This is a genomic window from Microbacterium oleivorans, from assembly GCF_023715745.1.
GTDB lineage: Bacteria > Actinomycetota > Actinomycetes > Actinomycetales > Microbacteriaceae > Microbacterium > Microbacterium oleivorans_D.
Genome location: NZ_JAMBOV010000006.1, coordinates 144,908 through 157,601 on the forward strand (window position 1 = coordinate 144,908; position 12,694 = coordinate 157,601).

General features: G+C 71.0%; 11 protein-coding genes. 2 read left to right on the forward strand and 9 right to left on the reverse strand.

What is annotated here, in order from left to right; genetic code table 11:
- Positions 1-14 precede the first annotated feature (14 nt).
- Genes M3190_RS14320 through M3190_RS14335 form a run of 4 tightly spaced genes read right to left on the reverse strand, consistent with a single transcriptional unit; the run spans position 15 to position 3,904 of the window.
- Complete coding sequence (locus tag M3190_RS14320; RefSeq protein ID WP_251583163.1) at positions 15-1,598, reverse strand: PTS mannitol transporter subunit IICB; 1,584 nt, start codon at positions 1,596-1,598, stop codon at positions 15-17.
- A gap of 29 nt (positions 1,599-1,627) precedes the next feature.
- Complete coding sequence (gene ptsP / locus M3190_RS14325; RefSeq protein ID WP_251583164.1) at positions 1,628-3,295, reverse strand: phosphoenolpyruvate--protein phosphotransferase; 1,668 nt, start codon at positions 3,293-3,295, stop codon at positions 1,628-1,630.
- A 7-nt stretch (positions 3,296-3,302) separates the two neighbouring features.
- Complete coding sequence (locus M3190_RS14330; protein WP_251583166.1) at positions 3,303-3,578, reverse strand: HPr family phosphocarrier protein; 276 nt, start codon at positions 3,576-3,578, stop codon at positions 3,303-3,305.
- Positions 3,575-3,904, reverse strand: a complete 330-nt coding sequence (locus tag M3190_RS14335) for a PTS sugar transporter subunit IIB (RefSeq protein ID WP_251583168.1) — start codon at positions 3,902-3,904, stop codon at positions 3,575-3,577. Before M3190_RS14335 ends, M3190_RS14330 begins: the two co-directional genes overlap by 4 nt.
- A gap of 141 nt (positions 3,905-4,045) precedes the next feature.
- Here M3190_RS14335 and M3190_RS14340 point away from each other — a divergent pair, with 141 nt between their 5' ends.
- Positions 4,046-5,938: a BglG family transcription antiterminator gene (locus tag M3190_RS14340; protein ID WP_251583170.1), complete on the forward strand. Its 1,893-nt coding sequence runs from the start codon at positions 4,046-4,048 to the stop codon at positions 5,936-5,938.
- On the opposite strand, the gene M3190_RS14345 is transcribed toward M3190_RS14340, so the two are convergent.
- From M3190_RS14345 to M3190_RS14355, 3 genes are read right to left on the reverse strand one after another with little or no spacing between them, the layout of a single operon-like run.
- Positions 5,939-6,517 (reverse strand): GNAT family N-acetyltransferase, encoded by a 579-nt coding sequence (locus M3190_RS14345; protein WP_251583183.1) that lies wholly within the window; start codon positions 6,515-6,517, stop codon positions 5,939-5,941.
- Complete coding sequence (locus M3190_RS14350; protein WP_251583186.1) at positions 6,514-8,178, reverse strand: phospho-sugar mutase; 1,665 nt, start codon at positions 8,176-8,178, stop codon at positions 6,514-6,516. The genes M3190_RS14345 and M3190_RS14350 overlap by 4 nt, the downstream gene beginning before the upstream one ends.
- Positions 8,175-9,005, reverse strand: coding sequence for a purine-nucleoside phosphorylase (locus tag M3190_RS14355; RefSeq protein WP_251583189.1), 831 nt, complete (start codon positions 9,003-9,005; stop codon positions 8,175-8,177). The genes M3190_RS14350 and M3190_RS14355 overlap by 4 nt, the downstream gene beginning before the upstream one ends.
- A gap of 84 nt (positions 9,006-9,089) precedes the next feature.
- On the opposite strand from M3190_RS14355, the gene M3190_RS14360 reads away from it, so the two are divergent.
- Complete coding sequence (locus M3190_RS14360) at positions 9,090-10,550, forward strand: NAD(P)H-quinone dehydrogenase (protein ID WP_439958038.1); 1,461 nt, start codon at positions 9,090-9,092, stop codon at positions 10,548-10,550.
- A 9-nt stretch (positions 10,551-10,559) separates the two neighbouring features.
- Here the strand turns inward: M3190_RS14360 and M3190_RS14365 are convergent, their stop codons facing one another.
- Together M3190_RS14365 and M3190_RS14370 are read right to left on the reverse strand one after the other, a co-directional pair.
- Positions 10,560-10,817, reverse strand: coding sequence for a hypothetical protein (locus tag M3190_RS14365; RefSeq protein WP_251583196.1), 258 nt, complete (start codon positions 10,815-10,817; stop codon positions 10,560-10,562).
- 83 nt (positions 10,818-10,900) lie between these two features.
- Positions 10,901-12,682, reverse strand: a complete 1,782-nt coding sequence (locus tag M3190_RS14370) for an acetyl/propionyl/methylcrotonyl-CoA carboxylase subunit alpha (protein WP_251583197.1) — start codon at positions 12,680-12,682, stop codon at positions 10,901-10,903.
- Between the last annotated feature and the right edge of the window lie 12 nt (positions 12,683-12,694).

A 12,694-nucleotide genomic window follows, 5' to 3' on the forward strand; every position in this document is an offset into this window, starting at 1 on the left:
CGCAGCGGATCGCATCAGGCGTCGCCGTGCTGGCGGCGCACCATCTCCACGACCTCGTCGTACTTCGGCGAGTTCATGAAGTTGTCGACCGAGACGTGGATGGCGTCGGGATTCTGCGCCTTCGCACGGTCAGTCAGCTGCTGCTGGGTGATGACCAGGTCCGCGGTCCCATCGAGGTTGGCGATCGCCTTGTTGACGACCGCCACATCCTCGATGCCTGCCTTCTTGATCTTGTTGCGCAGGACGCTCGCGCCCATCGCCGAGGATCCCATGCCCGCGTCGCACGCGAACACGATCGAGCTGATCTGCTTGGTGTCGGTGAGCGAACCGGATGCCGCGGCTGCGCCGGCGGCCTCCGATGCCGCCGCGACGTCGCCGCCACGCAGGCCCGCGAGAGCGGCCGAGCTCTTGCCCTTGTTCGCCTCAGTGCGTGCGATGGCGGCGTCGAGGCCGCCCTCTCCAGCTGCCTCGCGCGCCAGGTCGCGCTTGCGTCCGGCGAGCAGGAAGACCGCCGAGACGGCGAAGGTCACGGCCGCAGAGATGACGACGGACAGGATCACACCGAGGTGGCTTCCCGGCGCGGTCTGGATGAGGACCGCGAAGATCGACCCCGGCGACGCGGCCGCGACCAGACCCGACTGGAAGATCGCGTTCGTCGCGACTCCACTCGCCCCACCGGCGATGAGTCCGACGATGAGGACGGGCTTCGCCAGCACGTAGGGGAAGTAGACCTCGTGGATACCACCCAGGAACTGGATGATGAACGCGCCCGGAGCGGTGGCACGAGCCGCGCCGACCCCGAAGACGGTGATCGCGAGAAGCAGACCGGCACCGGGCCCGGGGTTCGCCTCGACGAGGAAGAGCAGGCTCTTCCCGTCCGTGACGACCTGCTGGGAGCCCAGGGGGGTGAAGACGCCGTGGTTGATGGCGTTGTTGAGGAACAGCACCTTCGCCGGTTCGACGATGATGCTCGCAAGCGGGATCAATCCGTTGTCGATCAGCCATCCCACGGCGCCACCGAGCGCATCGGTCACGGCCTTGATGACCGGGGCGAGCCAGAAGAAGGCCGCGAGTGCGGTGAAGAAGGCGACGAAGCCCGCGCTGAAATTGTCGACGAGCATCTCGAAGCCGGAGCGGATCTTCCCCTCCCAGAGCTTCTCGACGTACTTGAGGATGAGCGCGGCCAGCGGACCGACGATCATGGCGCCGAGGAACATGATCGTGCCGGCAGCGCCGACGATCACGCCCATGGCCGCGACAGCACCGACCACACCACCGCGGACACCGTTGACCATGCGGCCGCCGGTGTAGGCGATGAGAGTGGGCAGCAGGTAGGTGATGATCGGTCCGACAAGGCCGGTCCACACGGTTCCGTCGGGGCCTTCGCCACCGCCGAGCATGCGGGAGTCCGCCCAACGCCAACCCTCGACCGGACCGTTCTGGCCGACCCAGCCGGTGTCGATGAACAGCGCGGTGATGAGGCCCCACGCGATGAAGGCCGCGATGTTGGGCATGACCATGCCCGAGAGGAACGTCCCGAATCGCTGGACGGCGACGCGGGCCCCTCCTCGTGTCTGTGGTGCAGACGTCGTTGTCATGTGCTGGTTCTCCTTTGCTGTGCCGCGGGTCATGCGGCGGTGAGCTGTGCGGCGGCTTCCAGGGCCGCTGCTCGGGCGGATGCCGCATCGGATGCGGCGAGGGCTGCTTCGGCGATGCGCTTGGCATCGTCGAGGCTGTGGTGCAGAAGGGTGGCGCGCACATCAGCGAGCGCCGTCGGTGCCATGGACAGGGTGGTGGCGCCGAGTCCGACCAGGACGACCGCGAGCAGCGGGTCGGCTGCCGCCTCGCCGCAGATGCCGACCGGCTTGCCGTGGGCGCGGCCGCCGTCACCGGTCAGCTTCACGAGCTGCAGGACGGCGGGGTGCCACGGGTCCTGGAACGAGGCGACGGAGCCGAGCAGCCGGTCGGCTGCGAGGGTGTACTGGGTGAGGTCGTTGGTGCCGATGGACGCGAAGTCGGCGCGGGCGAGGACCCGGTCGGCGAGAAGCGCCGACGAGGGGACCTCGACCATGACGCCCGCCGTCTTGATGTTGTACTCCTTGGCGAGGGTGACGAAGTACTCGGTCTCCTCGACCGTCGACACCATCGGAGCCATGACCCACAGGTCGGCGTCGGTGGCGGCATCCGCGTTCGCGAGGGCGGTCAGCTGCTCGCGCAGGATGTCCTCGCTCGCGCGCAGGGCACGGAGCCCTCGCAGCCCGAGCGCCGGGTTCTCCTCGTGCGCGTCATTGAGGAAGGCGAGCGGCTTGTCGGCGCCGGCATCCAGTGCGCGGACCACGACCTTCTTGCCGGGGAACGCCTGCAGGAGCTCGGTGTAGGCCTTCGTCTGCTCCTCGACCGTGGGTGCCTGCGACGAGCTGAGGAAGAGGAACTCGGTACGGAACAAGCCGACGCCCTCAGCGCCGAGCTCGACGGCCTTCGCGGCGTCGGCGGGCTTGCCGAGGTTGGCGAGCAGCGGCACGGCGGTGCCGTCGGCGAGGGCTCCCGGCGTGATCGGCGCGTCGGCGGCCGCGGCGCGGTCGGCCTCGCGGCGCTCGGCCTGCGCGATCTCGTCGTCGGTGGGCTGGGTCGTCACGATGCCGGCCGCGGCGTCCACGACGACGGTCTCGCCGTCGGTGAGCCCGGCAGCGCTGTGCACGCCGACGACGGCGACGATCGACTTCTCGCGGGCGAGGATCGCGGTGTGCGATGTCGGACCACCCTCGGTGGTCACGAGCGCGAGGACCTTGTCGAGGTCGAGGAGCGCGGTGTCGGCGGGCGCCAGGTCCTTCGCGACGAGGACGAACGGATGACCCGGATCGGGCACTCCCGGAGCGGGAACCCCGCGCAGGTGCGCGATGACGCGGTGCGCGACGTCGTCGAGGTCGGCGGCGCGCTCGCCGAGGTAGCCGCCCATCGCGGCGAGGGAGTCGCGGAACGAGGCGAATGCGTCGAACACCGCGAACTCGCCGGTCTTGCCGTCCGCCAGGCGGGCGGCGACCTCGTCCTCGAGGGCGGGGTCCTCGGCCATCATCGCCTGCGCTTCGAGGACCTCCTGTGCGGCGCCGCCTGCGGTCGCACCACGCTGCTCGAGCTCGCGGGCGACCGCCTCGATGGCGGCGGCGACGCGCGCCTTCTCCTCGTCGACGCCGAGCGTGCTCTTCTCATCCTTCGGCGCGGGCAGCGGCTCCGCCATCCGTGCGACGGGGCCGTGGCTCACGCCCAGGCCGATTCCTACTCCTCGAAGCTCAGTCATGTGTCCCTCAGGCGTCGTGGTCGGTGGTCAGAAGTTCGGTCAGGGTGTCGAGCACCGCGTCGGCGTTCGCGCCGTCGGCCGTGAGTGTGACGTAGTCGCCGTTCTCTGCGCCGAGCGAGATGACGCTCAGGATGCTGGCCGCATTGACGGCGCCGCCCGCCCCCTTCGAGATGGTGACCGGGATGCCGGCATCCTTCGCCGCCTGCGCGAAGAGCTTCGCCGGGCGGGCGTGGAGGCCGTTGGCGGAGCCGATCCTCACGGTCCGGCTGGCCGGTGCGCTCATCGCGGGGTCCTTTCGATGCGGTCGGCAGCGGTCGCGGCCGTCACCAGGGCGAGCGTGCGCGTTCCGTCGCGATCGCCGAAGACGTCCTCCGGCAGCAGCACGACGCGCGCCTGTCGGGTGGCGGCGTCCCGCTGGATGTCGGGGAGGGCGGAGGCAAGATGCGGACCCACGAGCACCACGTCGCCGGCATCCGTCCCCGTGGCAACCATGCCGGGGACACCCGCGTGGACGAGCAGCTCCGTGCCTTCGCGATGTGCGGCCTGCCGCAGACGCTGAGCGACGAATGTGCTCGACGCACCCGCGCCGCAGACGACGAGGATCTTCATCGATCCGCCTCCTTGTCTCCCCGCAATTCTCATCCGACTCCCAGGAAGCGACAACCAGGGCTTCTTCCGCGGGGGAGGAAACCCCGGTGCCCCGGCAGGTGGTTGACTGGATCCGTGAGTCGGACGAGGCAGGATCGCGTCATGGCGCTCCTGGCGAGGGATGCCGGGTGGCGCACCGCGGGCGAGCTCGCCGACCTGGTCGGGGTGACGCCCCGCAGCATCCGCTCCTACGTCGCGGCCCTCAACGCGCGCGTGCCCGGCGGTGATGCCGTCGAGTCGGGGCCGTCAGGCTACCGAGCGGGTGCCGGTGCCGCGGCGGCGTTGAAGCCCGCTGCGGAGGAGACGCCGCGCGATCGGCTGCACCGGCTCGTGCGCGACATCCTCGACGCTCCCGACGGCATCGACGTCTATGCAGCGGCGCAGCGCTTCCACGTGAGCGACGCCACCCTCGAGGCCGACCTCGGGCGCGTGCGAGCCCTGCTGAGCGGGACCCAGCTGACCCTCGAGCGGTCGGCCGAGCGCGTGCGACTCGCGGGGACGGAGATGGCGCAGCGGCGTCTGCTCAGCCGGCTGGCGCACGACGAGATGGAGCAGGGCGCCTTCGATCTGCGCGCGCTCCGCCGTGCGTTGGGCGAGAGCACGGCCGAGACCTCGGCTCTCGGTGCGTTCAAGGACGACCTGGTCGCAGGGCTCGGCGACCTCGGGTACCTCGTCAACGAGTTCGGCATCGGTGACGTCATGATGCACATCGCGATCGCCGCCGATCGCGTCGGTCGCGGCCGCGGCCTCGACGGCGCACCCATCGACGATTCCCCCGCGCGTGCGCAGATCGCCGACCTGCTCGATCGTCTCGCCGTCGGGCGCCTCGGGGTCCGCCTGGGGGACGGCGATCGGGATCATCTCGCTGCGCTCGTGCAGACCCGGGTCGTGGCACCCGGCGCGGCCGAGCCCGATACCGTCATCCGCGGGCGCCTCGATCCGGACGTCGAGGCCGCGGTGCGCGCGATCGTCACGCGGGCGGCATCCGAGTTCCTCGTCGACATCGATCACGACGACTTCATCCTGCGACTGTCCCTCCACGTGCAGAACCTGCGGCAGCGCGCCCAGGATCAGGCGTGGTCGCGCAACGCCCTGACCCGTTCGCTGAAGTCCAGCTATCCGATGATCTTCGAGGTGGCGGTCTTCATCGCGGAACAGCTGCGCGACGTCGTCGGGGCGCCGCTGTACGAGGACGAGATCGCGTACATCGCGATGCACGTGGGCGGGCGCCTCGAGCGCTCGCGGCAGTCCGCGCGCCTGCTGACCGCGACGCTCGTGTGCCCGGGGTACTACGAGATGCACGAGCTGCTGCGGGCGAGCATCGACCGCGCACTCGGGCGCGAGATCGAGGTCGTCGCGGTCGAGACGCGGGTCGATCCCGACTGGGGCGCCCTCGACACCGACCTCGTGCTCACGACGATCGAGCCCCCCGCCCCGTCCGACCGCGTCGTTCGGGTGCAGCCGTTCCTCACCGAGCAGGATGTCGAACGTGTCCAGGGCGCGGCCGCGCGCGCCCGCCGTGCACGTCGCCTGGCGGGACTCCGCGCCGAGCTGGAGCGGTACTTCTCGGCCGATGCCTTCGTTCCGCGCCTCCCCGCCGACGCCGACGAGGAGACCGTCATCCGAGGCCTCGGCGGGTTGCTGGCCGCGCAGGGGGTCATCACCGAGGACTACGTCGGTCGCACGCTCGAACGCGAGCGGATCTCCTCCACCGCGTTCACCGACGCGCTCGCCGTCCCGCATGCCATCGGGATGACCGCGACGCGCACCGCGATCGCGGTCGGGCTCGCCGACCCCTCGATCCGGTGGGGCGACGGGCGGGTGCAGGTCGTGACGATGGTCGCCTTCTCGGAATCCGACCGCGAGGCGTTCCAAACCGTGTTCGAGCAGCTCGTCGAGGTGTTCAGCGAACGCGACAGCGTGCAGCGGATCCTCCGCCGCGGCACGACGTTCCCGGCGTTCCTCGATGAGCTGGTCGCCGTCGTCGACGGGTGATCAGCGCGCCAGGCGCGCCTCGAGGCCCATCCGCACCCCGGGCCACTCGTGGGGGAGGATCGAGTAGACGACGGTGTCGCGCATCGTCCCGCCCGGCCCGATGCGGTGGTTGCGCAGCACGCCGTCGCGCCGGGCTCCGAGGCGCTCGATCGCGGCCTGCGACTGCCGGTTGTGCCACGAGGTGCGGAACTCCACGGCGATCGCCTCGCACGCCTCGAAGGCGTGGCCGAGCAGCAGCAGCTTCGCAGTCGTGTTGACGTCCGTGCGCTGCACGGTCGGCGACAGCCAGGTGTAGCCGATCTCGACGCGACGATTGGCGCTGTCGATGTCGCAGAACGTCGTCATCCCGGACGCGCGTCCGTCGACGATCACTGCGAACGGGTTCATCCGACCGGCCGCGTGTTCGGCGCGCCGCCAGGCGATCTCGTCCGGGACGGATGCCGGGATCGAGGTGTACCACGCGTAACCGAGGCCCTCGCGAGCCTCCGCGAGCTCATCCGCGTGCGCCTCGTCGAGGGGGACGAGCTGCACCCTTCCGCGGCTCAGCACGACGGGCTCGGCGAGAGGCGTCGCCGTCACGTCTGCGCCGCCGCGAGGATCTCCCGCACGCCCGCCTCCACCGCGGCCAGGCGCACAGCGGCGTCGTCGGCGGAGTCGCCGCGCACGTCGAGGTAGGCCTTGAGCTTGGGTTCGGTGCCGCTCGGGCGCACGATGACGCGCGACCCGTCGGCCAGCCACACTCGCAGCACGTCGCCCCGGGGTGAGCCCTCGGGAGCGGTGAGGAGGTCGTCGATGCGATCGACGGCGACCGCTCCGACGGATGCCGGCGGCGCCGCACGCAGGGCGCCCATGATCCGTCCGATCACGGCGACGTCGTCGACACGGAGGGACACCTGCCCGCTCGCGAAGTGGCCGAACGTCGCGGCGGACTCGTCGAGCAGGTCGCCGAGGGTCCTGCCCTCCTCGCGCGCTTCGGCGACGAGGCCGAGGACGGCGATCGCGGCGGAGATGCCGTCCTTGTCACGCACGGTGCCGGGGTTGACGAGGTAGCCGAGCGCCTCCTCGAACCCGTAGACGAGAGCCGGCGCGCGCGAGATCCACTTGAAGCCGGTCAGGGTGGCCGCGAAGTCGAGGCCGTAGTGCTCGGCGATCGTCTGCAGACCGGGCGACGAGACGAGCGAGCACGCCAAAGTGCCGGATGTCGCGGTCCGCGCGGCCCGCCAGCCGAGGAGGAGGCCGACCTCGTTGCCGGTGAGCCGGCGCCAGCCGCCGGGAGCCGCGGCATCCGGGATCGCGACGGCGAGTCGGTCGGCGTCGGGGTCGTTCGCGAGGATGAGCTCCGCGCCGGCCACCCGGGCGGTCTCGAAGGCGAGATCCATCGCGCCGGGCTCTTCGGGGTTGGGGAAGGCGACGGTCGGGAACCGCCCGTCGGGCGCGATCTGGTCGGCCACGACCGTCGGTGCCGGGTATCCCGCGGTCTCGAGGATGCGGGCGAGCGTCTCGTGACCCACGCCGTGCATCGCGGTGTAGACCCAGTTCAGCCCGGCGGCGCCCGCCGGGGCGGGGGCGACGAGCGCGGTCGCACGCACGTAGGCGTCGACGACCTCCTCGCCCGCCGTCTCGTAGTCGTCGGAGCGGGGGATCGAGGCGAGGTCCGCCGCGGCGGCGACTCGGTCGATGTGGGCCGCGATCTCGGCATCCGCCGGCGACACGATCTGAGCGCCGTCGTCCTTGCCACCGAGGTACACCTTGTACCCGTTGTCGTCGGGCGGGTTGTGCGACGCCGTGACCATCACTCCCGCGGACACACCGAGGTGGCGGACGGCGAAGGCGAGCACGGGGGTCGGCAGGAGGCGGGGGAGGAGGATCGCGCGCAGCCCCGCGCCCGCGAAGATCTCCGCGCTGTCCCGGGCGAAGACGTCCGAGTTCCGGCGCCCGTCGTAGCCGATCACGACCGACGGCGTCGCGTCACCCGCGCGCCCGCGCAGGTAGGCGGCGAACCCGGCGGCGGCCTGCCCGACCAGGACGCGGTTCATGCGGTTCGACCCGGCACCCAACGCGCCGCGCAGTCCCGCGGTGCCGAAGGCGAGCCGGCTGTCGAACCGGTCGTGCAGATCGGCGACGGCGGCCGCGTCGCCGGCCTCGGCCCGTGCGATCACCGCGCGCAGCTCGTCGCCGGTCTGCGGGTCGGGGTCCTGCCCGAGCCACTGCCGGGCGACGTCCAGGATGTCGTCGCTCACAGGACGCCGATCACACGGGCGAGGAGGTCGGAGATGACCGGCTCGGCCTCACGGCCCGCTTCGATGACCTCCTGGTGGCTCAGCGGGGTGGTCTGGATACCGGCAGCGAGGTTCGTGATGAGGGAGAAACCGAGGATCTCCATGCCCGCCTGGCGCGCGGCGATCGCCTCGAGCGCCGTCGACATGCCGACGATGTGACCGCCGATCGCCTTCGCCATCTGCACCTCGGCGGGCGTCTCGTAGTGCGGTCCGCGGAACTGGCAGTAGACGCCCTCGTCGAGCGTGGGGTCGACCGTGCGGGCGAGATCGCGCAGGCGCCGCGAGTAGAGGTCGGTGAGGTCGATGAATGTCGCGCCTTCGAGCGGCGAGTCGGCGGTGAGGTTGATGTGGTCGCTGATGAGGACCGGCTGTCCGGGTGTCCAGGACGTCTTGATGCCGCCCGCGCCATTGGTGAGCACCATCGTCTTCGCGCCGGTCGCGGCGGCCGTGCGCACGCTGTGCACGACGCGGCGGACGCCGTGCCCCTCGTAGTAGTGGGTGCGGGCGCCGATCACGAGGACGCGCTTGCCGTCCGGGGTGAGGATGCTGCGGATCGATCCGACGTGCCCCTCGAGCGCCGGCTTGCTGAAGCCCGTGACATCGGTCGCGGCCAGGGTCGCCGTGGTCTCGCCGATGAGTTCGGCGGCCTTGCCCCAGCCGCTCCCGAGGGTCAGGGCGATGTCGTGGTGGTCGACACCGGTGAGGCGGGCGATGTCGTCGGCTGCGGTCCGTGCGACCTCGAACGGGTCGGCAGTGGGGTCGTCGAGCGGGTGGGTCTCCTCGTGCATGCTCCCACTCTAGGAACCGCGGCAGCGCTCGGCCACACGGCTCGCATCGCGTCGCGGCGCACGGGGACCCCGCGGGCTGGAAGAATGGTGCGCATGTCTGTGAGCTTCGAGACCACCCAGAGCGTCGCGATCATCGGCGGCGGCCCCGGCGGATACGAGGCGGCTCTCGCAGCGGCCCAGCTGGGTGCCGAGGTGACCCTCGTCGAACGAGCCGGCATCGGCGGATCCGCGGTCATCACCGACGTCGTCCCCTCCAAGACCCTCATCGCCACCGCCGATGCCGCCGTGGCCATCCGCGGCGCGTCGGACCTCGGGGTGCAGCTGTTCGCGCGCGGCGACAGCGGCAAGCCGCTGAAGCCCGAGATCGCCATCAACCTGGGGGCGGTCAACAAGCGGCTCCTCTCGCTCGCCCGTCAGCAGTCCGACGACCAGCGCGCGCAGCTGGTGGATGCCGGGGTCCGCATCATCTCGGGCCACGGCCGCCTCGATGGCACGCACGCCGTCGTCGTCTCCACCGGCCCCGGCGGTACCGACTTCGACCGCATCGAAGCCGACACCCTCGTCGTCTCGGTCGGCGCTTCGCCACGGGAGCTCGACAGCGCGAAGCCGGACGGGGAACGCATCCTCACATGGACGCAGCTCTACAACATGTCCTCGCTGCCGGAGCACCTGATCGTGGTCGGCTCGGGCGTGACCGGTGCCGAGTTCGCCGGCGCCTACATGAACCTCGGCTCGAAGGTCACGCTGATCTCCAGCCGCGACCAGGTCCTCCCCGGTGAGGACTCCGATGCGGCCGCCGTCATCGAGAAGGTCTTCACCCGCGGCGGCATGGAGGTGCTCTCCAAGTCCCGCGCCGAGAAGGTCGAGCGCACGAAGGACGGCGTCATCGCGACGCTGTCCGACGGCCGCACCGTCGAGGGCAGCCACTGTCTGATGGCCGTCGGGTCCATCCCGAACACCGCCGGCATCGGCCTGGAGGAGGCGGGCGTCCAGCTCACCGACTCGGGACACATCCAGGTCAACCGGGTCGCGCGCACCTCGGTCCCGAACATCTACGCGGCCGGCGACTGCACGACGTTCCTGCCCCTCGCCTCGGTCGCGGCGATGCAGGGTCGCATGGCGGTCTTCCACGCCCTCGGCGACACCGTCATCCCGCTCGAGAAGCAGCGGGTCACGGCCAACATCTTCACCGCGCCCGAGATCGCGACGGTCGGGCGTCAGGAGCGGGACATCGAATCGGGTGCGGTCAACGGCACCGTCCACAAGCTCCCGCTCGCCGCCAACGCGCGCGCCAAGATGATGGGCGTCAAGGACGGCTTCGTGAAGATCATCGCCCGGGAGGGCTCGGGCACTGTGATCGGCGGTGTCATCGTCGCCCCGCGCGCGTCGGAGCTGATCTACCCCATCGCGATCGCGGTCGAGCGGCGCCTCACCGTCGACCAGCTCTCGCGCGTGTTCGCGGTGTTCCCCTCGCTCGCCGGCAGCATCACCGATGCGACGCGCGCCATGCACCAGGTCGCCCGCGACGAGGACACCTACAGCTGATCCACGCGGTCAGGGGGCGGTGATCGTCGTCACGTACAGGAAGGTGGTCGCCGGCGCAGTGCCGGTCGCCGAGACCGCTTTCGCAGCCGGGTCGCCGACGCCGATCCGATGCGGCTCGGTGTCGCAGACGATGTCCTGCGTCAGGGTCATCTGACCGCCGTCCGCCGTCATCAGATTCACCGTGACGGTGGCGGTCAGGCCGTCGCCGCCGAAACACCGGGCATCTGCACCGACGATCCCGGCAGGCTCCTCGAAGTCCGCCCTCACGTCGTTCGCCCCTCTGACCGAGGGCCCGATCCGCATGCCCGTCAGCAGGACCGCGTGCGCGGCGGTGGCGAGGCCCGGCGGAGTCAGGAGATGGTGAGGAGCTGGTGCCCCGCCGAGACCGTCGCGCCGGGCTGGGCGTTGATGGCGCCGATGACGCCGTCCTTGTGCGCCTGGATGGGCTGCTCCATCTTCATCGCCTCGAGGACGACGACCAGGTCGCCCTTGACGACCTGCTGTCCCTCCTCGACGGCGATCTTGACGACGGTGGCCTGCATCGGCGAGGCGACGGTGTCGCCGCTCGCACCCGAGACACCGCTCGCGGCGTGCGACCGACGGGAGGGCGGCACGGCGACGGGACGGCCTGCCGCAGCGGGCACGTGCGCCAGCCGATCGGGGAGGCTCACCTCCAGTCGCTTACCGGCGACCTCGACGACGACGGTGTGACGCCCCTCGGGTTCGGCGGCGGGTCCGGCTTCGCCGTCCCAGGCGGGGATGTCGTTGTGGAACTCGGTCTCGATCCACCGCGTGAAGACGCCGAAGGTGCCGTCCTCGGCTGTGAACGCCGGATCGCGGACGACCTTGCGGTGGAAGGGGAGAACCGTGGGCATCCCGGCGACCTCGAACTCGTCGAGCGCGCGACGGGAGCGTTCGAGGGCCTCCTCGCGGGTGCGTCCGGTGACGATCAGCTTGCCCAGGAGCGAATCGAAGGCTCCCGATACGCTGTCGCCGGCGGTCACACCGGAGTCCAGGCGGACGCCGGGCCCGCCGAACGTCTTGAAGACGTGGATGTCGCCGGGGGCGGGGAGGAACCCGCGACCGGGGTCCTCGCCGTTGATGCGGAACTCGAACGAGTGGCCGACCGGCTCCGGGTCGCCGTAGTCCAGCGTGCCGCCCTCGGCGATGCGGAACTGCTCGCGGACGAGGTCGATGCCGGTCACCTCTTCGGAGACGGGGTGCTCGACCTGCAGGCGGGTGTTCACCTCGAGGAACGAGATCGTCCCGTCGGCGCCGATGAGGAACTCGCACGTGCCCGCACCGACGTATCCGACCTCCTTCAGGATCGCCTTCGATGCGGCGTACAGGATCTCGTTCTGCTCAGCGGTCAGGAAGGGGGCGGGCGCCTCCTCGACGAGCTTCTGGTGGCGGCGCTGCAGCGAGCAGTCGCGCGTCGAGACCACGACGACGTTGCCCGCGGCATCCGCGAGGCACTGCGTCTCGACATGGCGCGGCTTGTCGAGGTACTTCTCGACGAAGCACTCGCCGCGACCGAACGCCGCGATCGCCTCACGGGTGGCGGACTCGAAGAGCTCCTCGACCTCGTCGAACTCGCGGGCGACCTTCAGCCCGCGCCCGCCGCCGCCGTAGGCGGCCTTGATCGCGATGGGCAGGCCGAACTCGCGCGCGAACGCGATGACCTCGTCGGCTCCCTCGACGGGCCCGGGAGTCCCAGGGGCCAGCGGCGCGCCGACCTTCTCGGCGACGTGGCGCGCGGTCACCTTGTCACCGAGTGCCTCGATGGCCTCGGGGGAGGGGCCGATCCAGACCAGACCCGCACCGATCACGGCGCGGGCGAAGTCGGCGTTCTCGGCGAGGAAGCCGTAGCCGGGGTGGACGGCGTCGGCACCGGAGCGGCGCGCCACGGACAGGATCTTCTCGATCGAGAGATACGTCTCGGCGCTCGTCGACCCGCCCAGGCCGTACGCCTCATCGGCCAGGCGGGCGTGCATGGCGTCGCGGTCCTGGTCGGCGTAGACCGCCACCGACGACTTCCCCGAGTCGCGGGCAGCGCGGATGATCCGCACCGCGATCTCGCCTCGGTTGGCGATCAGCACTTTCGAGATTCCGGTGGTCACGCTCTGAGGCATGGCTTCGAGCCT